The sequence below is a fragment of the Paraburkholderia metrosideri genome, assembly GCF_904848625.1.
GTDB lineage: Bacteria > Pseudomonadota > Gammaproteobacteria > Burkholderiales > Burkholderiaceae > Paraburkholderia > Paraburkholderia metrosideri.
In genome coordinates this window covers 248,164-270,462 of record NZ_CAJHCP010000009.1, presented here as the reverse complement: position 1 = coordinate 270,462, position 22,299 = coordinate 248,164, and the positions used below count along the sequence as shown (strand labels likewise).

Below are 22,299 nucleotides of genomic sequence, written 5' to 3'. Positions count from 1 at the left end.
GAGGTGTCTGCTGACGTCAGAGGATCGTGGCTTCCGCGAATACATTCACTCCGGTCTCGTCGACATAGAGCTTGTGTCCGGCGGACTGTTCGGGCAACAGCGCTTGCATGCCGCTTTCATTCCGGTAGATCAGATACCACTCGAGCAGGTGCTCCATGCCGTATTTCTCGGGGTTCGCCGAATGCACGTTGGTGACGAGCAGTTGACCATTCGGCCGCGTACGCGACGCGAAATAGCTGAGCAGACGTGCGCACACCTTATCCGACAGGTAGTCGAACAGACCCGCGCAATACACGGCGTCGAATTCACGCAAAGACGGGTCGGGTGTGATCTTGCGCTTAAGCAGGTCGTGCACCGACTGATGCACCGTTTCCACCACGACCTTGTGCCCGCCTTCGGCCGCCGAGCGCTCGATTGCGTCTTTCGTAAACGCCAGCGTTTCCTCGCTGAAATCGACCAGCTGGAACGACAGCAGATCGGGCCGCGCGTATTCACGCACGAAGCGCTGAATCTCGAAAGCCGGTCCGCAACCGACATTGAGAATGCGGAACGGTCTGCCGGCCACGCGCGCGGCTTCAGCCTGGCGCGTCAGAAAGTCGATCAGCAGCGTGATGCGGTTTCTGTGCGCGGTCGCCACGGCGGCCTTCAGGAACGCCGTATTGACGATCTGGAAGTAGGTGGTCGGTCCCTGCTGTGGATCGCTCAGAATCTGATTGACCATCTCGTAGTCGCCGGCATAGCCCAGCGGCTTCGTAAATGTGCGATAGACAAACGGTGCTCGAAGCAGCAGCGGATGCAACGCTGCTTGCGCATACGTGCGATGCACAGGTGCGATTTCGATATCGACACGCTCAGCCTCTTCCTCGAGTCGGACGAGGTAAGACTTGACCTTATGCATTATGGGTGTGGCGAGCTCGTAGAACAGATCTTCGCGCAGCCGGCCATCGGTCTTCGGCAGACTTTCGGTCAGATCCACCTGCTCGACCCAGCGCGACACTTCCGACAGGAATGCCCGCATCTCGTTGACCACGATCTGATAGTCACGCCGGATATTGAATCGCGCGTCCCAGTCGGTAATGAAGTGTTCAGCTTCGCGCCCGACTGACCTGGATTCATTAGAGAGAACACTCAGTTCTCGCCATTCGTCGATCAGTGCCAGTGACACTACCGCGGTGAGACCGGTATTCACGAGGCTGACGACCACGGCCTTGCCAAGATAGGCATTCCTGGCGCCCATTCGCACACTCAGGTCGCTTAATACTTCACTGACCTGCACAATGGAATAAGGGTTATAGACCTCCATTACCAAAGATTTTCTCTGGAGGTTAATGATCGTGCCACGCACCTGTTCGCGCTGCGAGTTGCGGAAACTGACTACCGGATCGATTTGCGTTTGAGAGTACACGGTTTTAGAACCTGAGGAATCTGGAAAAACGCAGCTGAGTGTTCGGATGAAGTTCAGAAAATGGCCGCCACATGCATGACATTGGCTACGATCTGTCGATGCGACTCAAACGGGCGATGCATTTCGAAACCATCCAAACCCTATGCCAGAGAGGCTTTGGCGAGTGGCAGTGTAACACCAACAAGTTCGATCTTGAACCACGCTCAATTCAGGATGAACCACGCACACAAATTTGCCTTGCGTAACAATAACACGCAGTAAAAATTGATTTTTTAGTAAACCATTTTTTCCTTGGAACCACCAGTATGCGTCCGATCACGGCAAAACCCCACGTCGTGACGCGCTAAAAAAAAGCGGCCACCGGCACGACCGCCCGCTGCCGCTTTTGAATCCACATGCTCAACGACGCTTGACCCGGCCACGAACGCTTTGCCAACGGCCATCGCGAACAACAGCGTGCGCAGCAACGACGTCAGTCATCGCGCTGCATCGCCTTCTTCGATGGCGATCACGGCGGGCGCTTCGTCGTTCTTGTTTTTGCGCGACATCAACCTGAGTGCAAGCCGCCGGCCCGGCATTTCGACCATGTGATAGGAAGCCGCGGAGCACGCAATCACCGTGACGAACGCGAACAATGCCGACGCGACGACAGAGAAGTGGCCCAGATGCGCATCGGAAAGAGCCACGACCCGCTTCACGGCGGGCGCAAGAAGAATATGAACCAGATAGATCGAAAAGGAGATTTTTCCGAAGAAAAACACCACGCGATTGCCAAACATCGCATTCGCGGCTTTGGAATTTCCCAAACATGCCATAACGGTCGCAAACAGTAGTGCGTAAATAGCCAGGTCAGGCAAGCCCGCGAAATATGCACCGAGCATGCCGAATGCGGATAAGAGCGCAAACAGATTAGCCGATGCGATTGCGCGGATTGACGGCACGCTCCACAGCCGGTAACCGGTCAGCCCGAACGTGAAGCCCGCCACACATCGCATGAGCGGGTATAAGGTATCGCCGCGGAAAATATCCAGATAGCCCGTGCACGTGGTGCAACCACTGTTGCCCATAGCAGCAGCCACCAGAAGTGCGCCACTCAGGATCGTCATGATCCACGCGACCGCCGTCCTGCTGTGTATCGTCAGTGCGACCAGAATCGGGAAAAGGATATAGGCGCCGAATTCGGTACTCAGCGACCATGCGGGACCGACTGCGCTCTCCGAGATTCCCCACGCCTGAACGAGGAACAGATTTGCGATCATCGTTTTCAGTTCCCAGGTATCGGGCATCGCGAGTCCGAGACCGATATGCTTGCTCAGATCGTAGGCCGTCTTCACGACCGTCACGAAGAGATAAAGCGGGAACACGCGCGCAATGCGCTTCTGAATAAACGATAAATAGGGCTTGCTTCCTGCACCTAACGTGACCGTCGATGCATAGTTCAGTGCCAGCACCAGGCCGCTCAGCATGAAGAACATGTCGACGGCCAGATAGGCATGCTGCAACTGATTTCCGACCGTGTCGGTAGCACGTAGAAATGTCGAAACACGACCGCTAGCGCGGCAATGCCCCGCACGCCTGTCATTGGCCGGATTTCACCCGACTCGTTGCGCATCCGACGAACGTTTGCATATCCCATGGTCACCTCCGGTTCACGTCCTGGCGTGCAGCATCGGGCGACCTGTCACTGCAATTGCGGGTCGTCTCACTATTACAGTGCGAAAAGACGCGCTCTGTACGCTAAGGCTCACAGAGCGCGGCAAGCATGCAATGCGTCGTCAATCCAGTCAGCGGTTGACAGCTAAGTTCTAAAGCGCAGTACTTTCTAATGACCGTGTCGCTCCTCGACTGCAATGGGTGCCTGCCTTGTCTGCCGGCTCAACATCAACGTGACGATTGCCGACACGCCGAGTGTTGCGCCCACCACATACAGGCCCGCTGAATAGCCACCCGTGACGTTCTTGAGCCAGCCGATCACAAACGGCCCGACGAAGCCCCCAAGATTCCCAACGGAGTTGATCATCGCAATGCCCGCTGCTGCACCGGCGCCCGACAGAAACATGCTCGGCATTGACCACAATGGCGCTTTCGCAGAGCTGATTCCGATGTTCACAATCACGAGTGCGACAATGATCATCAGCGCGCTGCCGGCGCCACCGGCCAGAGCGAAGCCGGCAAATGCGACGACACAGGGAATGACGACATGCCAGGTCCGTTCCTGCGTGCGGTCCGAATGCCGCGCCCATACGATCATCGCGACGACCGCTAGAACACTCGGAACACCAGCGATCAAACCGGTTTCGAACGAGCCGAATCCGTACTGGCGAATAATTAGCGGTGCCCACAGGCCCAGTGTATAAAGACCCGCCGAGGTCCCGAAGTAAATCAATGCCAGCGCAAGGACTCGGGGGTCGCGCAATGCACTGAGTGCACCGGCGGTGTGTCCTGCGTGTGACTGCTTTTCTTCTGCTTCCGTTTTCAGCCTTGCGACCAGCCACTCACGTTCTTCGGGCTGAAGCCAATGCGCTTTTCGCGGCGTGTCCGTCATGTACTTGAGCACGACGAAGCCAAGAATAATGGCGGGGACCGCTTCGAGAATGTAGAGCATCTGCCAGTTGGAGAGTCCGGCGATGGACGGCAGCTTCATGATCGCGCCGGAGAGCGGAGAGCCAATGGCGGTGGAAATCGGCGCCGCCGCCATGAACCACGCAGCGGCAACAGCCCGTTGACGGCTCGGGAACCACAGGTTCAGATAAAGGATGATGCCGGGAAAGAAACCCGCTTCTGCGACACCCAGAATGAACCGCAGCGCGTAGAAGCTATTCGGCCCGACCACGAATGCAGAGGCTGCCGACACGATGCCCCACGAAATCATCACGCGCGCAATCCATCGGCGTGCGCCCACCTTGTGAAGAATCAGATTCGACGGTACTTCAAATAGAAAATAGCCGATAAAAAACAATCCGCCGCCAAGACCAAACGCAGTGGGAGACAGACCAATGGCTTTGTTCATCGTCATGGCCGCGAAACCAATATTGACGCGATCCAGAAAACTCACGAAATAAAGCAGCATGACAAACGGGATGATCCGCAACATCAGCTTGCGGGAAACCCGGCTTTCGAGATCGGTGATCATTGTCTCCTCCTGGGAGGTTGGGCCATGCGCTGCCTGCAACGAAGTAAAACGCATCGTGTGCCGGGGCCGGTTAAGCCGGCTCTCTCGTTACATCGACGGGTCGATCGGTAGATCGTGTATCCCAGCTTGTTTTTAGTGCGCGGACGAGCTGAGCCGGGCCGCGCAACGCGCGGCACTGGCCCGGACTCGATCCTTCGGATTCGACGGCTTCGCCCGAATACGCGTGCTTTTTGCGGACGTAACAAGCGCAAGCCGGGTTCACGCGTGCTTAGGCTGCACGCGCCGCTGCCGCTGCCGGCTCGCCGAGTAAAGCGCAAACAGCGGCGGTCACTTCAGCAGTGGTCGCCTGGCCGCCAAGGTCTCGCGTATGCAGCGAGGTATCGGCCGTCACTGCTTCGACGGCTTGCATCACGCGCTTCGCGGCGTCGAATTCGCCCAGATGCTCAAGCAGCATGACAACCGACCAGAACGTCCCGACCGGATTGGCGAGGCCTTTGCCCATGATGTCGAACGCGGAGCCGTGGATCGGCTCGAACATCGACGGAAAACGGCGCTCCGGATCGATGTTGCCGGTCGGCGCGATACCGAGACTGCCTGCAAGCGCGGCAGCCAGGTCGCTCAGGATGTCGGCGTGAAGATTGGTGGCAACAATCGTGTCGAGACTCGCCGGACGATTGATCATGCGGGCCGTCGACGCATCCACCAGTTCCTTGTCCCATTTGACATCCGGAAACTCTTTCGACACCTGCACGGCGATCTCGTCCCACATCACCATCGCGTGACGTTGTGCGTTGCTCTTCGTGATCACGGTCAGCAACTTGCGCGGACGCGACTGCGCCAGCCGGAACGCGAAGCGCATGATGCGTTCGACGCCGGCACGCGTCATCATCGACACGTCGGTCGCGGCTTCAATCGGATGTCCCTGATGCACGCGGCCGCCGACACCCGCATATTCGCCCTCCGAGTTTTCGCGGACGATCACCCAGTTCAGGTCTTCCGGCGCACAGCGCTTCAGCGGTGCGTCGATGCCCGGCAGGATTCGCGTCGGACGCACGTTCGCGTACTGGTCGAAACCCTGGCAGATTTTCAGACGCAAACCCCACAACGTGATGTGATCGGGAATGTCCGGATCGCCTGCCGAACCGAACAGGATCGCGTCCTTATCGCGGATCGCGTCCAGCCCGTTGTCCGGCATCATCACGCCGTGTTTGCGGTAGTAGTCGCCGCCCCAGTCGAAGTTCTCGAACTCGAAGGCGAACGCGTCAGTGGTGCTGGCGAGTGCCGACAGAACCTGCTGACCTGCCGGGACGACTTCCTTGCCAATGCCGTCGCCAGGGATGGTTGCGATGCGATAGGTTTTCATGTCTCCGTTCCTTCACGTTTAATCGGTGTGAGTCGACTCTACCCACATCCGGAGGCAAGAACCGGTGCTAATATCAAAGCATCTTTAACTTTAATTCACAAATAGCTCCATGCGCGAGACCGTCCTGGCCGCTGATCTGGGCTTCTTTTCAGTGCTGGCGTCATCCGGCAGCCTGAGCGCCGCTGCGCGCGAATTGGGGCTGACAGCGGCGGCTGTCAGCAAAAGACTGACGCAGATGGAGGCCCGCGCTGGCGTTGCGCTGGTCAACCGCACAACGCGCCGGATGATGCTGACTCCCGAGGGCGAGTTGTACCTCGAACATGCGCGCCGCATTCTCGACGAGATTGACAGCCTCGCTGAACTACTCGGCAGCGCGAAGAAAAAGCCGCAAGGCCTGTTGCGCGTGAATTCGACGCTCGGTTTTGGCCGCAGCCATGTTGCCCCGGTGGTCTCACGCTTCGTCGCACGCTTCCCCGAGGTGTCCGTGCAACTTCAACTGTCGGTGACGCCGCCGCCGTTGACCGACGATACGTTCGACGTCTGCATCCGCTTCGGTGAGCCGCCCGATACGCGCGTGGTCGCGCGGCGGCTGGCGCCGAACCGCCGGCTGCTTTGCGCCGCGCCGTCTTATCTGGCGGCTCGTGGCGTGCCGCTGACTGCGCATGACCTGTCACGGCATAACTGCATCGGCATCCGCCAAGGGGATGAAGCCTACGGCGTTTGGCGTCTGAGTTCGGGACGCGGTGCGGCGCGCAAGACGGAGGCGGTGCGTATCAATGGAACGCTAACCACCAACGATGGCGAGATCGCCGTCAAGTGGGCGCTGGAAGGGCACGGCATCCTGATGCGGGCAGAGTGGGACATCAGCGAGTATCTGCAGGATGGAAGACTGGTTCAGATACTGCCCGATCATGAAACGCCCAACGCCGATATCTTCGCGGTCTACTCGCAACGGCATCAGATGTCGAACCGGATACGCGCGTTTGTCGATTTCATTGCGCTAGAGCTTGGGAATGAGTTGAGGGCTTAACGGAGCAGCGATGATGCTGCTCCGTTTTCAGGCGGCCGATGCTGACTGCGTCGGTTCACTCGGGCGGTTGGCGCTTCAACATATGTCGCCGACAGCGACTCGAAGCCTTTTCCGCACCGGCGCCCAACAGCACAATCGGCCACTCGCGTTGCACGGAACGCCTAAACTGAACGAATCCGTTTCGTCAGGGTTCGACGCAACCATGCAGGCTCTGTTAATCAGAGCCACTCCCGCAAGGCTGCGAGAACGCACCGTCCGCATGGGAGACATGATGGCCACTGGTTCAATCGCAGGAAGCGCGGACAACGGTATCGTCACCGTCGCAAGCGCGCACTCGGGTATCGCGACGGTCGACCGGTTCCAGGCGTTGATCCGGGACAAGGGGCTCATGCTTTTCACCTGCATCGATTTCAGCGGCGATGCCGGACGAGCCGGGCTCGCGCTGCCCTTCAGTCAACTGGTTATCTTCGGCAATCCCAAGGCCGGTACGCCGCTGATGCAATACGCGCCAACCGCTGCGCTGGATCTCCCGCTTAAAGTGCTGATCTGGGAAGACGCGGACGGCCGCGCGTGGCTGTCGTTCAACTCAACCGACTATCTCAGCCAGCGTCACGCACTTCCGGACGATCTGATGAAGCCGGTTAGCGGCGTCGCCGCGCTGGTGGATGCCGCTGCGCGATAACAACGTGTGTCTCGTTAAACAAGGCGAGGAGGACGCTGGTTGAGCATTTGACACACAGCGAAATCAACAACCGCATTTAGCCCTCCCTCTCACGACTCTCAACAAACGGCGAGTCGGTATCATTTCCTCCCGCGCGCAGCGCCGTGCGCGCCTCTTCCGCCAGCCTTTCATAATGTTTGCGGAATCGGCTCAGGTCTTTCTCCTCCAGTTCTTCGAGATCGAGCAACGCATTGTGCGCACCCTCGATCGCGCGAATCAGTTCGTCGAGCTTGATCTGCATCGCAGCGGTATCGCGGTTCTGGGTGTTCTGGATCAGGAAGACCATCAGAAACGTGACGATCGTCGTCGACGTATTGATCACGAGTTGCCACGTATCGCTGTAGTGAAAAACCGGACCGGTGACTGCCCATAAAAGCACAAGAATGGCCGCGACGACAAAAGTAAGCGGTCTCCCGGTCATGGTGGAAAGGTAACTCGAAAATTTAGAAAACCATTTTCCGGTCATGACGATCTCCGATTCTCAGGGCAGTGTGACGAATGTTATGTCACGACCGGGATTGAGATGACGCAAGTATCCGCGGCGATGATCATCGCCGCTAACTGGGCAACACGTATCGTGCACATCCCCTTCGCAGTGCCTGATAAAACGTCGACGCAACTGTCGGCCTGCAATCGCATCGATCCTGAATTGATCAGGAGACCCATACGCTATCCGCACAAGTAACACTGGCCAACGCAAATGATAATGGTTATCATTCATTAACCCGAGTACGAAGGCGTTCAGTCCCACGCAAAGGGTGCATAACCAGGAGCCTTCGTCATGCACCAGCACACTGACCGCTTTATCCCGGACAGCCCGTCCGCAACGAGTCCGAGCCTGCCACAGTGGGAAGCCATCACGCGCGAGTCCCTCGCTGCGGAACGCGCAGGCCAGACCGTACTCGCACTCGCCGGCTACCGGCGAGCACTGTCCATCGCGCGCCAGTTGATTGACACACCTCTGCCCGGTCGAGCCGAAGATTGCGTGGCCGCGCTGGTGGTCTCGTGCCACAACCTGGCCGATCTTCACGCCGGGCAAGGTGATCTTGATCTCGCCGCCGAACACCTCAGCCGCGCTCACGAAGCGCTGATCGCACTCCTTCTGGATTCCGGCCGGGATCCCGCGCTTCAGCAAGCCGCCATCCGTCACAGCCGTGAAACGCACATGGCGCTGATCGCTCACGTGTCGCGGCACGGACCGGATCCGCTGATCACGCAGGCACTCCGTGCAGGTTGTCTGGCGATGAACGTAGACAGCCCGACCCGGCACTGAACATCCTTCTCCCATTCGCAAGGAGCCGCCTCATGCCTCATGTATTGCCCGAACTGCCGTATGCGGTCGACGCACTCGAACCACATATCGATACCCGCACGATGGAGATTCACCACGCCAAACACCATCAGACCTACGTCAACAATCTCAACGCGGCGCTGGAAGGCACCGAGTACCAGGATCTGCCTGTCGAAGGCCTTGTTGCGCAACTCGAATCGCTTCCCGAGCAGTTGAAGCCGGCCGTGCGTAACAACGGCGGCGGTCACGCGAACCACAGTCTTTTCTGGACCGTCATGTCGCCGCAAGACGGCGGCGAGCCGGATGGCGAGATCAGGAAAGCGATCGACACCGACCTCGGCGGCTTCGACGCCTTCAAGGATGCCTTCACCAAAGCGGCATTGACGCGATTCGGCAGTGGCTGGGCGTGGCTGAGCGTCGACCGGCAACGCAAGCTGGTGGTCGAGAGCACCGGCAATCAGGACAGCCCGTTGATGGCCGGACTCATGTCCGGCAATACGCCGATTCTCGGTCTCGATGTCTGGGAGCACGCGTACTACCTGAAATACCAGAATCGCCGACCGGAATACATCGCAGCGTTCTACAACGTGATCAGCTGGCCGGAAGTCGCACGACGCCACGCTGCGGCACTGAGCCGGTAAGCACCGTCATCCTGCGGTTCTCCTGCCTCACTAGATTTATCGTGCGGCAGGAGATCGGCAACGGCGCGGTTTCCGTCGATACACGCTGTCACGCCGATGCGTTCCTGCCTGGATCCCGGCTTTGCCGGCAACCTCACGCTTTTCGCACCATCGCACAAGATCGACATAGCCCGGAGACTTTGATGAACACGGTGGCGAGCAGAAACACGCTCACCGAACGCGCGACGTCCGCGATCCTGGACGTGCTCGCTGGTAACCGGCGCGGTGGCCTCCGCTCGATCCTGCTGTTTGCAGGACCGGCTGTGATTGCGTCGATCGCGTACATGGACCCGGGCAACTTCGCGACGAACATTCAGGCCGGCGCAAGGTTCGGCTATTCGCTGCTGTGGGTCGTGCTGATGGCAAACCTGGTCGCGATGCTCTTTCAGGCGCTCTCCGCCAAACTGGGGATCGTGACGGGCCGCAATCTGGCAGAACTATGCCGCGAACAATTTCCGCGTCCCGCCGTCTACGCGATGTGGGCCGTCAGTGAAGTCGCGGCCATGGCCACCGACCTCGCCGAATTCCTCGGCGGCGCAATTGCGCTGTCGCTGCTGTTCAACCTGCCGCTCATGGCCGGCATGGCGATCACCGCTATCGCGACCTACGTCATTCTGCTGTTCGAAAAAAATGGCTTCCGGCCGATGGAAATCGTGATCGGCACGCTCGTCGGTGTGATTGGCCTCTGTTATCTCACGGAGATGTTTATCGCGCCTGTCGCGTGGGGACAGGTTGGTCTGCATGCGATCGTTCCATCGATGCCCAACGCGGAAGCGCTAACCATCTCGGTCGCCATCGTCGGCGCAACGGTGATGCCGCACGCGATCTTTCTTCATTCCGGCCTGACCCAAAGCCGTATCGCAGGACGCAATGCGCGCGAGCGCCGCCTGCTGCTGCGTTTTTCGAACTGTGAAGTGGTTGTCGCGCTCGCCATCGCCGGTCTCGTCAACATGGCCATGGTCATCATGGCAAGTTCTGCATTCCACGCGGGTCACAGCGATGTCGCGCAAATCGAAACGGCCTATCACACGCTCACGCCGCTGCTTGGTGCGGGTGCCGCCGCGATCTTCCTGATCTCGCTGATCAGTTCGGGAGTTTCCAGTTCGGTCGTCGGAACCATGGCGGGCCAGATGATCATGCAGGGCTTCGTCGGATTTCGGATCCCTGTCTGGCTGCGCCGGCTGGTGACGATGGTGCCCGCTTTCATCGTGGTCGCGCTTGGTGTGAATGCGACGCAAGCACTGGTGGTCAGCCAGGTCGTCCTGTCGTTGGCGTTGCCCGTTCCAATGATCGCGCTGGTGCTCTTCACGCGGCGGCGCGACCTCATGGGCGAATTCGTCAACAGTCGCGTGACGGACGTTGCCGCAATCGTGGCGACGGCGGTCATCGTCGTGCTGAATATGGTGTTGCTGCTCCAGACCTTCGGCGTCGATATGGAGCGATTCGCGGTCTGACCGTTGCGACGATCAGACCGCGAGACCACACGAGCGTCACGCGGCCAGCAAACCTCGTTTGCGCAACATCGATGCCGCTTGCGGATCGCGCCCGAGAAAAGCACGGAACGCCGCGCGCTGTTCACGACTATCGCCAGCGCTGTAGACGTATTGCTGCAGCTTGTCGGCCAGAGACGGATCGAATGCATTGCCGGCTTCTTCGAATACGTCGAACGCCTCGGCTTCCAGCACTTCCGCCCAGATGTAGACGTAATACCCGGCGGCATAATAGTCGCCGCTAAAAACGTGACCGAAGTGAGGCAGGCGGTGGCGCATTCCCACTTCGCGAGGTACGCCCAGCCGCTTGCATTCGTCTTCCTCGAAGCTGGCGATGTCGATACCGGTGGGGTCTTTCTGCAAGTGCAACGCCAGGTCGATCAGAACCGACGATGCGTAGGCCACTGTCTCAAACCCCTGATTAAAGGTTTGCGACGCACGAATGCGCTCGATCAGCACCGCAGGAATCGGCGCGTTGGTCGTCACGTGGCGCGCGTGTTTTGCCAGAACCTCAGGCACCGTGGCCCAGTTTTCCATTAATTGCGACGGCAGTTCGACGTAGTCTCGCGGAACACTGGTACACGACAGACGGCCGTAATTCACGTTCGACAACAAGCCGTGCAGACCATGCCCGAATTCGTGAAACAGCGTGCGCACGTCGTCGAAACTCAGCAACGTGGCGCCCTCGCCGCCACGCGCGAAATTGTTGTTGTTGACCACGATCGGAATCGCTTTGCCGCCGTTACGTGTTTGCCTGCGATAAACACTCATCCACGCGCCGCCCTGTTTGTTCGGGCGCGCGTAGTTGTCGCCGAGGAATACGCCCACCAGCTCGTCGCCGCGATGCACTTCCCACAGGCGCACATCCGGGTGATAGAGCGATACGCCCGTCTGCTCGACGAACTGAACGCCAAACAGGCGGTTGGCGCAATCGAACATGGCGTTCAGCATGGCCTCGAGGCTGAAGTAGGGTTTCACTTCGGCGTCGTCCAGCGTATAACGCGCCACGCGCACTTTTTCGGCGAGGTAGTACCAGTCCCACGGTTCGATATCCGTGGGTTCGCCGAGCGCCCCGGCTTGCGCGACCAGCGCCTGTCGTTCCCGTGCAGCGCTGGCTTTGGCCGGCTCCCACACCTGGTCGAACAATGCATACACCGCGGCCGGTTTGGCTGCCATGCGGTCCGCCAGCGCGTACTCAGCGTAGTTGTCGTATCCCAGCAAGCGCGCCTGTTCCGAGCGCAACACGAGAATCTCATGGGCTAGCGGACGGTTGTCTGCCGTTGGCGTCGTTCCCCGGCTTGTCCATGCACGCCATGCGGTTTCGCGTAAGTCGCGGCGCGTGGACCATGTGAGGAATGGCTGCACCAGCGAGCGTGACAGCGTGATCACATAGCCATCGACACCGCGTTCCCGGGCCGCGCTTCGCGCAGACTGGCGAATGGAATCGGGAAGTCCGGCCAGGTCGGCCTCGCTGGTCAGCGGTAGTTGATAGCTGGATTCGTCGGCCAGCACGTTTTGCGAGAACTGGGTGTACAACTCGGCCAGCCGCTCTGCAATCGCCGCGAAGCGCTCACGTGCAGCACCTTGCAGCGTGGCGCCGCTACGCACGAAGTCGGTATGGAGGCGCCGCAGCAGGCGCTGCTGCTCTTCGTTCAATTCAAGCGTGGCCGATTGCTCATAGACCGCGTGCAGCCTCGCGAAAAAACCGCCATGCAGGGAGACTTTGCTGTCATGTGCAGCAAGCAGCGGCGCCATTTCCCGCTCCACCGCCTGTAACGCGGGTGGCGACTCCGAAGCGCACAGATTCCCAAAAGTCAGACGCACGCGATCCAGCCTTGCACCTGCGGCGTCGAACGCGGCGACCGTGTTGTCGAACGTGGGCGCGTCGGGATTGGCGACCAACGTATCGATTTCAGCGAGATGCTCGGCGAACAGCTCGGCAAAAGCCGGCGCAAAGTGTTCAGGTTTGATCTGCGCGAATGGCGGCAGTTCGTAGCGGGTATGCCAGTCTCGTAACAGCGGATTGCTGTGGTCGGTCATCGCGATCTGCCTTGTGGGCGTCAAGGTGGAAGAGCCACCATGATAAAACATCGCCGCGATCTCGCCGCCGCCCTGGCATTCAGAGGAAATATGCAATTGGCATAAATGAGTTCGGCGCATTCAATCCGGACTCAATCAACACGCCCCCCCAAAAAAAACGGCGCTTTCATTTAACTGAAAGCGCCGCCGCACCTGCGCATTTTCTTCCCGTAGCAGTTTAGGTATATTCGTTATTCAAACGCGCCTGCAAACGAGACTTCGAGCAAATTCTTTTTATTGGCGCTCTGCCGCCAGTTTTCCCTGATTGTCATCCGTCGTCTATCCGGAATTAGTCACGCCTCTCATGCCAGACAGAACAATGAATGCGTCGGCTCGACGCGATCCGGTCGCCCAACACGCATTAACTCAACACGCAACCGGCGCCACTGGCCAGCCCTCGTGGCTGGATCTCGTGACAGTAGATGCGGACGATGCCGCAAGCATCCAGCGGCGATGGATGTCCATCGAATACGACCAGATTGACGGCGGCGCATTTTCCGGCCGGTTTCAACAACTCGGCATTCAGGACACGCTCGTCGCGACCGAGCGGCAAAATCGCACGGTATTGAAGCGGCAGTACTTTCCTCCTGATTACTGCACGGTCAGCCTGATCCGCTCAATCTCCGGGCAAGGGCGCTGCGGACTCGACGCGCTTTCGACACGAAGTGTCGGCTATATGCCAGGCAATAAGAGTTACGAAGTTCTTCTACCGCCCAGCGAGATCGTGTTTTTCCGGATCCGTCAGGAGCGGTTTTTACAGGCGGCCGACACATTGGGCTATGACCTGCCGGGAAGCGGCCGGCAGATGCTGTTTCTGGATGGCCTCGATCCCAGCTATCTCGACGACATGGCTGAGACCTTGATGTCGATTCAGCATTCGCCAGTTGCCGATCTGTTTGCGTCGATCGATCGCGCTTATCTGGACCAGGTCGTGCTGGAACGCATTCTCGGCGTGCTGCTCGACTCGACTGCCCGCTCCACGCGAATGCCATTGCTTAACGCACACAGGATCACCCAGGCCGCGCAGTCTTTGATAGAGAGCAGCGTCAACGAACCGTTGACGGTCATGCGCTTATGTGACGAACTGGGCGTGAGTCGCGCTTCGCTTCAGCGCAGCTTCCTGCAGATTTATGGCGTCTCACCGCTTGCCTACTTAAGAATGCGACGGCTCAATTGCGCGCGGCGCGACCTGAAAGCGGCATACGGCACTAGCACCACCGTCGCCGTCATCGCCATGCGTTGGGGCTTCTTTCATTTCGCCCGATTTTCGCAGGATTATTTTCAACAGTTTGGAGAATTGCCGTCCGCAACACTGGGCAGGTCAGTCAGAACGAAGCCTGAGCCTCGCAAGAATCATCTGCGGGGTTAAGCGCGAAGGGCTTGCTTCACCCGGAGCGTGCCCATCGCCTGGCAACGCCGCCGCTCACCACGGCACAACCCGGCCGAGATAATCCAGGTAATGCAGACCGGAGCGCCCCTCGTACGCGCCGATCGTATTCACCAGGTTCGGAATGCTTTCTTCGATAGTCAGACGCGCTCCAGGGCCGCCCATCTCCGTGCGTACCCAACCCGGCGCCATCAGCAACAGGGTTCGCGAATCATCGGCGTGGCGCGCCGCGAAACTCCGCATGAACATGTTCAATGCCGCTTTGCTGCCCCGATAAACCTCGTAATTTCCATTGACGTTATTCGTGACACTCCCCTGCCCCGACGACATCACGCCAATTGTTCCATTGGGTCGCACGAGGTCCTGAAACGCCTCGATCACCCTCATCGGGCTGAGCGAGTTCGTCACCATCACGCGGATGAATTCGTCCGTCGAGACATCGGCTATGGTTTCGCGATCGTCGTTTTTAACGCCCGCATTCACGAAAAGCAGATCGATCTGACGGCCTGCGAGCCGCGCGCGTAAAGCTGCGACCTGCTCGGGCATTGTGATGTCGACGGTTTCGACTTCGAGCGTTCCTGCGAGGTGACGGAGTGGGTCCGTCGAGTTGGCCCGACCGGTGGCGATCACGCGCCAACCGCGTCTGAGGTATTCCGCGGCCATTGCCAGTCCAAGACCACGGGATGCGCCGATAAGAAGTGCGGTTTTCTGCGGGGTTGAGGGTTGCATCTGCCTTGCTCCTATGAATTTACGCGCGGTCTGCCGCGCTGGCCAAGATCAATGTAGCGCCGATCCACACATGGCGGAAGACGCAACAAATGCACTCGTAACCTGCATCAAACGCCTTCTCTAGCCGCGCGGTGTTACGATCCGGGCATGGCCGAACCCGATCTGAATCTGCTGATTGCGCTCGACCCGCTGCTTGCCGATGGAAGCGTCGCAGGCGCGGCCCGTCGACTAGGACTGAGTGCTTCGGCCATGAGCAGAACGCTCAGCCGGCTTCGCGCCGCCACCGGCGATCCGTTGCTGGTCCGGGCGGGCCGTCAGATGGTCCTGACGCCGTATGCCGAGGAAATCCGCGAACGGACACAAAACGCGGTTCACGAGGCGCGTGCAGTGCTGCGTCCGTCGAAGGAAGAAGTCGATTTATCGACCTTGCGGCGAACCTTCACCATTCGCGCCAACGATGGTTTTGTCGAGGCATTCGGTTCACCGCTGATCGCTGCGGTAACGGCGGTTGCACCGCACGTATGTCTGTGCTTCGCGCCGAAGCTCAACAAGACCGCGGCCCATTTGCGCGACGGTTCGGCTGATCTTGAGATTGGCGTATTAAGCGACATGGGTCCCGAGGTGCGAGTGCAGGCATTGTTCCGGGACCGCTTCGTGGGCCTCGTCCGAAAGGGACACCCGCTTGAACTCGACGGCGACGTCACCGTTGAACGATACGTCGCGTTTGGGCATGTCGTCGCGTCGCGTCACGGACACATGAGTGGCCCCGTCGATCAAGCATTGGCCGCGCTCGGTTTAGAACGAACCATCGTGGCGGTGGTGCCAAGCTTTCCCACCGCGCTCGCCGTGGCTCGCACGTCGGATCTGATCGCCCTCGTGCCCGCTTCTTTTCTGCGCAATCAAACCGAACTTCCACGCGATGCAGCAGGCATCGCCACTTACGCGTTCGAGCTTCCTGTAGCGACGGGAGGAATTACCGTGTCGCAGATGTGGCATCCGCGTCTGGAGGTCGATCCGGTTCATCGTTGGCTACGGCAACTCGTGCTATCGGTTTGCCGGCAGCAGGTGCCGCTCTGAACGTCAGGTCACTGCTGAACAGCGCCCTCGCCCGGACGAACTAGTCAGCCGGCGTCTCCCCGCCATACCTGGCACGTGCCAATCCCTCCTCCTCTGCGGCACAAAAAATGCGTGGGTACCAGCGTTCCATCTCGCGCCGCGTCGCGATCAGACCGAATGTGCCGACGTAACAGGCATGTCGGCGTCGATAAGTACATGGAGGCTGTCAATGGACCAGACAAAATATCCGGCGGATTACACGCTGGCGGCAAACGATCCCGTCACGTTCGCGCACCGCCACGAAGGCGTGGTGTCCTGGGGAGCCGTGTTTGCGGGCGGCATCGGCGCGGCTGCGTTCGCGCTCATCCTGTTGACCTTGGGTACCGGGCTAGGCTTGACGGCGATTTCGCCGTGGTCGTCGGGTACGTCGAACGCGAAAGCATTCGGCTTTTCCGCCGTGCTGTGGGTATGCGTCACGTCGATCCTTACCTCGGGGCTGGGCGGCTATCTGGCGGGTCGGCTCCGCCGCCGCTGGCTCGCCGTCGACGTCGATGAAATGCACTTTCGCGACACCGCTCACGGCTTCCTGAGTTGGGCCGTGGCCACGCTTCTGACGGCGGCGATATTGACGTCGGCTGTTTCCGGCATCGTGCGAACAGGCGCACAGGCTGCGGCACTCACAGCGTCGACGGGTGGCGCGATCACGATGGAGACGATGCAGCGTGGCAACGCACCCGCCGAGATGAATACATGGCCGCTCGGCTATTTCGTCGATTCCCTGTTCCGTATGCCCGCCGGTGTTCCTGCTGCAGCCACCGCAGAAGCCCCGGGGCGTAACGCGGTACCGCGTGCTGAAACCGCGCGCATCCTCCTCAACAGTGCGGCAACGGGCGACCCGTTGTCTGCGGAAGATACCGCCTATCTCAGCCAGCTCGTCGCGCAGCGTACCGGCCTTGCGCCAGATGCCGCGCAGGCCCGGGTCGTCACTACCTATACGCGTCTATTGCAGAAAATAACCGCGCTCAACGCCGCTGCGAAAGACGCCGCCGACAAGGCGCGCAAAGTCACGATAGGCGCATCGTTGTGGCTCTTCATCTCGCTGCTGATGGGCGCGTTTTCCGCGAGTCTGATGGCGACTCATGGCGGTCGGGTACGCCAGCTTTAACAGGAACTTCGGTTCACTTTCCTAGGGGGATTAATCATGCGTTCCATTCTTCTTTATCTGCTGGGCGTGCCGATTCCGATCATCATCCTGATCGCGCTGTTCTGGCATTAGACCGACGGCGCGCAGTGGACCGCCCGATAGACCTTGCCATCCGGCGGACACGATCGCGGTCACCATCACCTTCGTCGCCAAGAGCGTGATGCCCGCACCGCGCCAATTTAGGGGAGGCGTCATGATTCGACGGGCGCTCGTTATCCGCAGCAAATCTTCGTTCGTCGCGTGGGTGTCGATTGGAACCGGCGCGGTATTTCTCGTGCTCGCGCTGCCGATGGCGGCCTTAGGTGCGTTCGTGCTCGGCGCGTATTGCGCGTATTCGGCACGGCGCAAACTGCGATAGTGCCGGTGCTGTTCGAGCAGAGGCATGCCTATGCCGCGCTCATCGGCGGCAAGCTAATTCAACGCTAACTTTGAGCGTTCAGGATGGCGTCATCGAATCAGAGGACGACCACCATGAAACTCCTGAACATCACCCGTCTGGCCCTGCCCGCAGGTTTGATTGCCGTCGCGCTTGGCGGCTGCGCCGTCATGCCGCCTACCGGGCCGTCTGTCGTCGCATTGCCGCCAGCCGGCAAACCGATCAGCGTATTCCAGCAGGAAGACTATGCATGCCGGAACTACGCGTTCCGTGAGGATAATGCCGCCACACCCGCACAGGGCGCGCTGCCCGACGGCGTCGGCAGCACCGCGGTCGGAACCGTGGGCGGAGCCGCTGCCGGTGCGCTGCTCGGCGCGGCGGCCGGCGACGCTGGCGTCGGCGCCGCAATCGGCGCGGGCGCAGGCTTGCTGCTGGGCAGCGCGTTAGGCGCGAACCACGCCCAAGCCAGTTCCGCCGGTCTGCAGGCGCAATACGACGCGGCCTACTCGCAATGCATGGCCTCGAAGGGCAACAGCATTTCCCAGCCGGCCGTCTATAGCACAGCGCCTGTCTACGCCGCGCCGCCCGTCGCTTACGTGCCGGGCCCGGTCGTCTATGGCTATCCACGCCGTTACGGCTACTGGGGTTATTAGCACTATCGGTGCTAATTCTTTGCTCACTTTAGCCAGTGAAGATACAGCCATGGATCACCCACAGCGAACGACGCTGCTGCCGTGACTCACTTTCCCATTCCATGAGGCACCCAGAATGTTCACCAGGATTCTCGTCGCAGTCAGTGCACGTTCCGCCGATACCGTTCTGGCATCGGCCATCGAAATCGCACAAAAATACGATGCGCAAGTCGTCGCGCTGCATGTGGTCGATCCGACGCCCTGCTATTTGGGCGCCGCCGATTGCAACTCCGGTCTGATCGTCGACGCGATGGAAGCACACGGACGCAAATTCATCACGCAGATCTGGAATCAGCTGGACGGACGGGTGCGGGTCGCGGAAGTTCGCATGGTGACGCTGCCGATGTCCGGCATGACGATGGGCAGCGCAATCGCTGCCGTGGCCGACGAAACCGGTGCCGACATGATTCTTCTCGGCGCTCGCGGTTCGTTCCTGCGGCACTGGTTGACGGAGGACGTGGCTTCGGAAGTGATGCGCTGTTCCGGCAAGCCGACGCAGATCGCTGCTGACAGCGTGGCAGTTAGTTCGACGGGGCGCGGTGCGAAGCGCTCTTTTCTCAAGGAGGCGGTTTTTGCGGAATGACTGATGCTGCCCGCTTCGGCTGACGCGGTGTTCGAAGCGGGGAACGCGTGAGCGGCTCGTGGAAACCGCGACTTCCACCGCAACAGCCATGCACCGGCGTGGTGATCGACGCCGCTGCTTCGCGTGACGGATCGGCAACGCTTGCCGGGTGACCGCATGCACGCGGCAAACCTTGCCGCCAGCGGACCGTGGTTACCCTCATAGCATTGAATCAGTCGCGAGGATTGCCGAAGATCTATTGACAGGAACGCTAAGTAATACGAGATTTGCAAAGCGCCCTCGCCGAGGTTTTCACGATATAGACGGATAGCGCGGACGCACTAATCCAACTATCGGAGACAGGCCATGCAAATGCAGCGTACCGTCCGACACCCCGGCTTCATTGGGTCCTCGTTAATCGTCGCCCCCGTGCTTACCGCACTCTCGTTAAGCGGTTGCGGCGACAGCCTCAATGCACCCACGGCGGCACCGCTCACCTGCACCCAACTCGTCGGCAAGACAGTGCCGGCGGCGTCGATCGGCTTACCGACAACTGGCGCAACCGTCACGGCAGCCACGACCATGCCCGCGTCGGGCACGGGCGCGCAGGCGGTCGGCGAATATTGCCTCGTGAGCGGCGCGATCAATCCCGTCGATACAAGCGCGCCGCAAATCGAGTTTCAGATTGCGATGCCCACCGCCTGGAACAACAAAATCATGATGTTCGGCGGCGGCGGTTACGACGGCACGATCCCGGCGCCGACCGGCAACGTACCTGCCGGTCCCACGGCACAACTCACGCCGCTCGGACGCGGCTATGCGACTTTCGCCAGCGACTCTGGACATCAAGCGAACGCGCTGGGTAGCGAGGACGGCTCGTTCGGCGTGAACGACGAAGCCATCAACAACTTCGACGGCGATGCACTGAAGAAGACCCGCGACGTCGCGGTCTTTCTGATCGACGCGCGCTACGCGGTGAAGGCGCCAAAGCGCGCCTACTTCGCGGGCGGCTCGTCCGGTGGCCGCGAGGCGCTCGCCGTCGTGCAGCGCTGGCCGCAGGACTGGGACGGCTCGATCGTGCTCTACCCGGCGTGGGCAGCCGCCAGTCTCGACTTGCAGTTTGGCCGCATCACGCGCGCGCTGGCGGCCCCAGGTGCCTATCTGGATCAGCCCAAACGCAAGGTCCTGCTCAACGCCGTGCTGGCTACCTGCGACACACTCGACGGCGTGGCGGACGGTCTGATCAGCAACGTCGCTGCGTGCAACGCCACGTTCAATCCGTCGACCGCGATGCTCAACGGCTCGCCGTTACGTTGTGCTGGCGGCACGGATACGGGAGACACCTGTCTGTCGGATGCGCAGATTTCAGCGCTCAACGTGTACAACACGCCGATCACGTTCAGCTACTCGCTGGCAAGCGGCGAAACGCAGTACCCCGGTTTCAATATTTATGGCGCGGATCTGGGTATTGTCAACGCGTCGGCGTTGCAGCCCACGGTCACGACCCTCGCGATGGGAACATCGCAACCCGCGTCGCCCATGCCCACCACCGCGCCTTATCTCAGCGTCTTCTGGGACCAGTGGATACGCTACTTCGTCACGCGTGACCCCAGCTACAACTCGCTGACCGTCGATCCGCAAAACCCCGGCAGTCTGCAGGCGCGTATCAGCCAACTGACTGGCTTGCAGGATGTCAACAAGACCGATTTGTCGGCATTCAACGCAAAGGGCGGCAAGATCCTGATGGCTCATGGCATGTCCGACGCGCTCGTCAGTACGCGCTCGACCGAGCAGTACTATCAACGCCTGCAATCGACCATGGGCGCGTCCACCGTCGCCAATTTCGTGCGCTTCTACGAGATTCCGGGTTACGGACACGCGGTCAGTTCGGTCTTCAATGCGTCGTGGGATTCACTCACGACGCTGGAAAACTGGGTTGAGAAAGGCGTCGCACCACCGGCACAAACCGTTGCGGATACGGCGGGTGTGCCAGGGCGCACGCGGCCGCTTTGCGAGTACCCGACGTTCCCGCGATATAGCGGTTCCGGTGATGTGAACACGGCGTCGAGTTTTACCTGCGCGACGCAGTGACGGAGCGCGGTAACGTGGAGTGGCCTGCGATCTCATTCGACAAGCCTTCGTCTCGAATGCGACCGACCTCCTCGCGGATCATCAGTCAACCGCTGACGTACACTGTTGCCCGGTTACGCTGAGTGATGACGAGGAGCAAAGCAGCTATGGCAAGTGCGACGACAGGCGACGACCAGCCAGACAACTGGCTGGTCGCGCGGCGCGATCCGGAGACCGGTATCGAAAGCCTGCGCGCGCATTTCAGCGGCCACGCATACGATCCACACGATCACGACGACATGCTGATCGGCTACACAGAGCAGGGAGTGCAGCGCTTCCAGTGTCACCGGTCGCTGCACACGAGCGTCCCGGGCCGCGCGATCCTGATCGAGCCCGGCGCGTTGCACGACGGTCACGCACCCGACGCGAACGGCTTCACTTACGCGATGCTGTATCTGCCGCCAGCGTGGGTCGAGCGGGCGGCGCGTCGGCTCAACATAGCGGGGCTGGGCGGCGTCGAAGCGGCCTTCGGCCACACGCTCGTCGACGACCGCAGCCTGGTCGATGCAATCCGGCAGGCGTTTTTAGCCATCTACGATGACGAAGGCAGGCTCGCGCGCGACCAGACGCTCGACCGTCTGCTGACGCAACTCGGTGGCCAGTTACGCAATCCGCCGTTGGCGAGCGAGCTTGCCGCGCCGCCGGCCATCGCCCGCGTGCGCGACCTGCTGCACGAGCAGATGGACGGCAACATGGGGCTCGACGAGCTTGCCGATATGGCCGGCATCGACCGGTTTCGGCTGACCCGCCTGTTCCAGCGCACGTTCGGCACGTCGCCACATGCGTATCTGGTGCGTTTGCGCCTGCGCGCGGCGCGCAGACTGCTGGCAATCGGCCGCACGCCCGCGCAAGTCGCCGCGGAGGTCGGATTTGCCGATCAGAGCCATCTTGGCCGCTGGTTTCGCCGTGCCTACCGGATGACACCGGCGGCCTACCGGCGCATGTGCACAAACGTTCCAGACTGATCGGTT

At 60.3% G+C, this 22,299-nt stretch carries 20 protein-coding genes; 12 read left to right on the top strand and 8 right to left on the bottom strand.

What is annotated here, in order from left to right; all coding sequences use genetic code 11:
* Positions 1-16: 16 nt before the first annotated feature.
* The 4 genes from LMG28727_RS21710 to LMG28727_RS21695 all read right to left on the bottom strand — a co-directional run bounded on the left by LMG28727_RS21710 (position 17) and on the right by LMG28727_RS21695 (position 5,901).
* Positions 17-1,405 carry a class I SAM-dependent methyltransferase gene (locus LMG28727_RS21710; RefSeq protein WP_201644356.1) on the bottom strand — a complete coding sequence of 463 codons (1,389 nt, stop codon included), beginning with the start codon at positions 1,403-1,405 and terminating at the stop codon, positions 17-19.
* Between the two features lie 476 nt (positions 1,406-1,881).
* Positions 1,882-2,907: an acyltransferase family protein gene (locus LMG28727_RS21705; RefSeq protein WP_201644355.1), complete on the bottom strand. Its 1,026-nt coding sequence runs from the start codon at positions 2,905-2,907 to the stop codon at positions 1,882-1,884.
* Between the two features lie 320 nt (positions 2,908-3,227).
* The gene (locus LMG28727_RS21700) at positions 3,228-4,538 is read right to left on the bottom strand and encodes an MFS transporter (protein ID WP_201644354.1); all 1,311 of its coding nucleotides are present in this window, start codon (positions 4,536-4,538) and stop codon (positions 3,228-3,230) included.
* A gap of 268 nt (positions 4,539-4,806) precedes the next feature.
* On the bottom strand, positions 4,807-5,901 hold the full coding sequence (locus tag LMG28727_RS21695) for a tartrate dehydrogenase (RefSeq protein ID WP_201644353.1): 1,095 nt from the start codon (positions 5,899-5,901) through the stop codon (positions 4,807-4,809).
* A gap of 109 nt (positions 5,902-6,010) precedes the next feature.
* Between LMG28727_RS21695 and LMG28727_RS21690 the strand changes: the two genes are divergently transcribed.
* On the top strand, positions 6,011-6,931 hold the full coding sequence (locus tag LMG28727_RS21690; protein ID WP_201644352.1) for a LysR family transcriptional regulator: 921 nt from the start codon (positions 6,011-6,013) through the stop codon (positions 6,929-6,931).
* 259 nt (positions 6,932-7,190) lie between these two features.
* On the top strand, positions 7,191-7,613 hold the full coding sequence (locus LMG28727_RS21685) for a DUF302 domain-containing protein (protein ID WP_236592194.1): 423 nt from the start codon (positions 7,191-7,193) through the stop codon (positions 7,611-7,613).
* A gap of 76 nt (positions 7,614-7,689) precedes the next feature.
* Here LMG28727_RS21685 and LMG28727_RS21680 read toward each other — a convergent pair whose 3' ends face one another.
* Complete coding sequence (locus tag LMG28727_RS21680; protein ID WP_201644351.1) at positions 7,690-8,118, bottom strand: low affinity iron permease family protein; 429 nt, start codon at positions 8,116-8,118, stop codon at positions 7,690-7,692.
* 315 nt (positions 8,119-8,433) lie between these two features.
* Between LMG28727_RS21680 and LMG28727_RS21675 the strand changes: the two genes are divergently transcribed.
* The 3 genes from LMG28727_RS21675 to LMG28727_RS21665 all read left to right on the top strand — a co-directional run bounded on the left by LMG28727_RS21675 (position 8,434) and on the right by LMG28727_RS21665 (position 11,077).
* Positions 8,434-8,925, top strand: coding sequence for a DUF2753 family protein (locus LMG28727_RS21675; protein WP_201644350.1), 492 nt, complete (start codon positions 8,434-8,436; stop codon positions 8,923-8,925).
* Between the two features lie 32 nt (positions 8,926-8,957).
* The gene (locus LMG28727_RS21670) at positions 8,958-9,584 is read left to right on the top strand and encodes a superoxide dismutase (RefSeq protein WP_201644349.1); all 627 of its coding nucleotides are present in this window, start codon (positions 8,958-8,960) and stop codon (positions 9,582-9,584) included.
* A 182-nt stretch (positions 9,585-9,766) separates the two neighbouring features.
* Positions 9,767-11,077, top strand: coding sequence for an Nramp family divalent metal transporter (locus tag LMG28727_RS21665; RefSeq protein ID WP_201644348.1), 1,311 nt, complete (start codon positions 9,767-9,769; stop codon positions 11,075-11,077).
* A gap of 36 nt (positions 11,078-11,113) precedes the next feature.
* Here the strand turns inward: LMG28727_RS21665 and LMG28727_RS21660 are convergent, their stop codons facing one another.
* Positions 11,114-13,153 carry a M3 family metallopeptidase gene (locus LMG28727_RS21660; protein WP_201644347.1) on the bottom strand — a complete coding sequence of 680 codons (2,040 nt, stop codon included), beginning with the start codon at positions 13,151-13,153 and terminating at the stop codon, positions 11,114-11,116.
* 343 nt (positions 13,154-13,496) lie between these two features.
* Here LMG28727_RS21660 and LMG28727_RS21655 point away from each other — a divergent pair, with 343 nt between their 5' ends.
* On the top strand, positions 13,497-14,561 hold the full coding sequence (locus LMG28727_RS21655) for a helix-turn-helix domain-containing protein (protein ID WP_201644346.1): 1,065 nt from the start codon (positions 13,497-13,499) through the stop codon (positions 14,559-14,561).
* Positions 14,562-14,615: 54 nt separating this feature from the next.
* Here LMG28727_RS21655 and LMG28727_RS21650 read toward each other — a convergent pair whose 3' ends face one another.
* Positions 14,616-15,308, bottom strand: coding sequence for an SDR family NAD(P)-dependent oxidoreductase (locus LMG28727_RS21650; protein ID WP_201644345.1), 693 nt, complete (start codon positions 15,306-15,308; stop codon positions 14,616-14,618).
* 147 nt (positions 15,309-15,455) lie between these two features.
* On the opposite strand from LMG28727_RS21650, the gene LMG28727_RS21645 reads away from it, so the two are divergent.
* Positions 15,456-16,385 carry a LysR family transcriptional regulator gene (locus LMG28727_RS21645; protein ID WP_201644344.1) on the top strand — a complete coding sequence of 310 codons (930 nt, stop codon included), beginning with the start codon at positions 15,456-15,458 and terminating at the stop codon, positions 16,383-16,385.
* 208 nt (positions 16,386-16,593) lie between these two features.
* On the top strand, positions 16,594-17,529 hold the full coding sequence (locus LMG28727_RS21640; protein ID WP_236592192.1) for a hypothetical protein: 936 nt from the start codon (positions 16,594-16,596) through the stop codon (positions 17,527-17,529).
* A 30-nt stretch (positions 17,530-17,559) separates the two neighbouring features.
* Here LMG28727_RS21640 and LMG28727_RS21635 read toward each other — a convergent pair whose 3' ends face one another.
* The gene (locus LMG28727_RS21635; protein WP_201644343.1) at positions 17,560-17,952 is read right to left on the bottom strand and encodes a hypothetical protein; all 393 of its coding nucleotides are present in this window, start codon (positions 17,950-17,952) and stop codon (positions 17,560-17,562) included.
* Between the two features lie 87 nt (positions 17,953-18,039).
* On the opposite strand from LMG28727_RS21635, the gene LMG28727_RS21630 reads away from it, so the two are divergent.
* From LMG28727_RS21630 to LMG28727_RS21615, 4 genes are all read left to right on the top strand, one after another.
* On the top strand, positions 18,040-18,597 hold the full coding sequence (locus LMG28727_RS21630; protein WP_201644342.1) for a glycine zipper family protein: 558 nt from the start codon (positions 18,040-18,042) through the stop codon (positions 18,595-18,597).
* Between the two features lie 115 nt (positions 18,598-18,712).
* Entirely contained in the window at positions 18,713-19,219 is a 507-nt protein-coding gene (locus LMG28727_RS21625) for a universal stress protein (protein WP_201644341.1), read from the top strand.
* Positions 19,220-19,570: 351 nt separating this feature from the next.
* Positions 19,571-21,289: a tannase/feruloyl esterase family alpha/beta hydrolase gene (locus LMG28727_RS21620; protein ID WP_407945860.1), complete on the top strand. Its 1,719-nt coding sequence runs from the start codon at positions 19,571-19,573 to the stop codon at positions 21,287-21,289.
* A gap of 146 nt (positions 21,290-21,435) precedes the next feature.
* Positions 21,436-22,293 (top strand): AraC family transcriptional regulator, encoded by an 858-nt coding sequence (locus LMG28727_RS21615; RefSeq protein WP_201644339.1) that lies wholly within the window; start codon positions 21,436-21,438, stop codon positions 22,291-22,293.
* Positions 22,294-22,299: the final 6 nt, after the last annotated feature.

Bases quoted from the DNA above. Each gene is read 5' to 3' on its own strand.
- LMG28727_RS21660 (WP_201644347.1), bottom strand. From the start codon at position 13,153: ATGACCGACCACAGCAATCCGCTGTTACGAGACTGGCATACCCGCTAC.
- LMG28727_RS21685 (WP_236592194.1), top strand. From the start codon at position 7,191: ATGGGAGACATGATGGCCACTGGTTCAATCGCAGGAAGCGCGGACAAC.
- LMG28727_RS21635 (WP_201644343.1), bottom strand. From the start codon at position 17,952: ATGCCTCTGCTCGAACAGCACCGGCACTATCGCAGTTTGCGCCGTGCC.
- LMG28727_RS21695 (WP_201644353.1), bottom strand. From the start codon at position 5,901: ATGAAAACCTATCGCATCGCAACCATCCCTGGCGACGGCATTGGCAAG.
- LMG28727_RS21620 (WP_407945860.1), top strand. From the start codon at position 19,571: ATGCAGCGTACCGTCCGACACCCCGGCTTCATTGGGTCCTCGTTAATC.
- LMG28727_RS21665 (WP_201644348.1), top strand. From the start codon at position 9,767: ATGAACACGGTGGCGAGCAGAAACACGCTCACCGAACGCGCGACGTCC.
- LMG28727_RS21680 (WP_201644351.1), bottom strand. From the start codon at position 8,118: ATGACCGGAAAATGGTTTTCTAAATTTTCGAGTTACCTTTCCACCATG.
- LMG28727_RS21625 (WP_201644341.1), top strand. From the start codon at position 18,713: ATGTTCACCAGGATTCTCGTCGCAGTCAGTGCACGTTCCGCCGATACC.
- LMG28727_RS21655 (WP_201644346.1), top strand. From the start codon at position 13,497: ATGCCAGACAGAACAATGAATGCGTCGGCTCGACGCGATCCGGTCGCC.
- LMG28727_RS21640 (WP_236592192.1), top strand. From the start codon at position 16,594: ATGGACCAGACAAAATATCCGGCGGATTACACGCTGGCGGCAAACGAT.
- LMG28727_RS21645 (WP_201644344.1), top strand. From the start codon at position 15,456: ATGGCCGAACCCGATCTGAATCTGCTGATTGCGCTCGACCCGCTGCTT.
- LMG28727_RS21615 (WP_201644339.1), top strand. From the start codon at position 21,436: ATGGCAAGTGCGACGACAGGCGACGACCAGCCAGACAACTGGCTGGTC.
- LMG28727_RS21690 (WP_201644352.1), top strand. From the start codon at position 6,011: ATGCGCGAGACCGTCCTGGCCGCTGATCTGGGCTTCTTTTCAGTGCTG.
- LMG28727_RS21675 (WP_201644350.1), top strand. From the start codon at position 8,434: ATGCACCAGCACACTGACCGCTTTATCCCGGACAGCCCGTCCGCAACG.
- LMG28727_RS21670 (WP_201644349.1), top strand. From the start codon at position 8,958: ATGCCTCATGTATTGCCCGAACTGCCGTATGCGGTCGACGCACTCGAA.
- LMG28727_RS21700 (WP_201644354.1), bottom strand. From the start codon at position 4,538: ATGATCACCGATCTCGAAAGCCGGGTTTCCCGCAAGCTGATGTTGCGG.
- LMG28727_RS21650 (WP_201644345.1), bottom strand. From the start codon at position 15,308: ATGCAACCCTCAACCCCGCAGAAAACCGCACTTCTTATCGGCGCATCC.
- LMG28727_RS21630 (WP_201644342.1), top strand. From the start codon at position 18,040: ATGAAACTCCTGAACATCACCCGTCTGGCCCTGCCCGCAGGTTTGATT.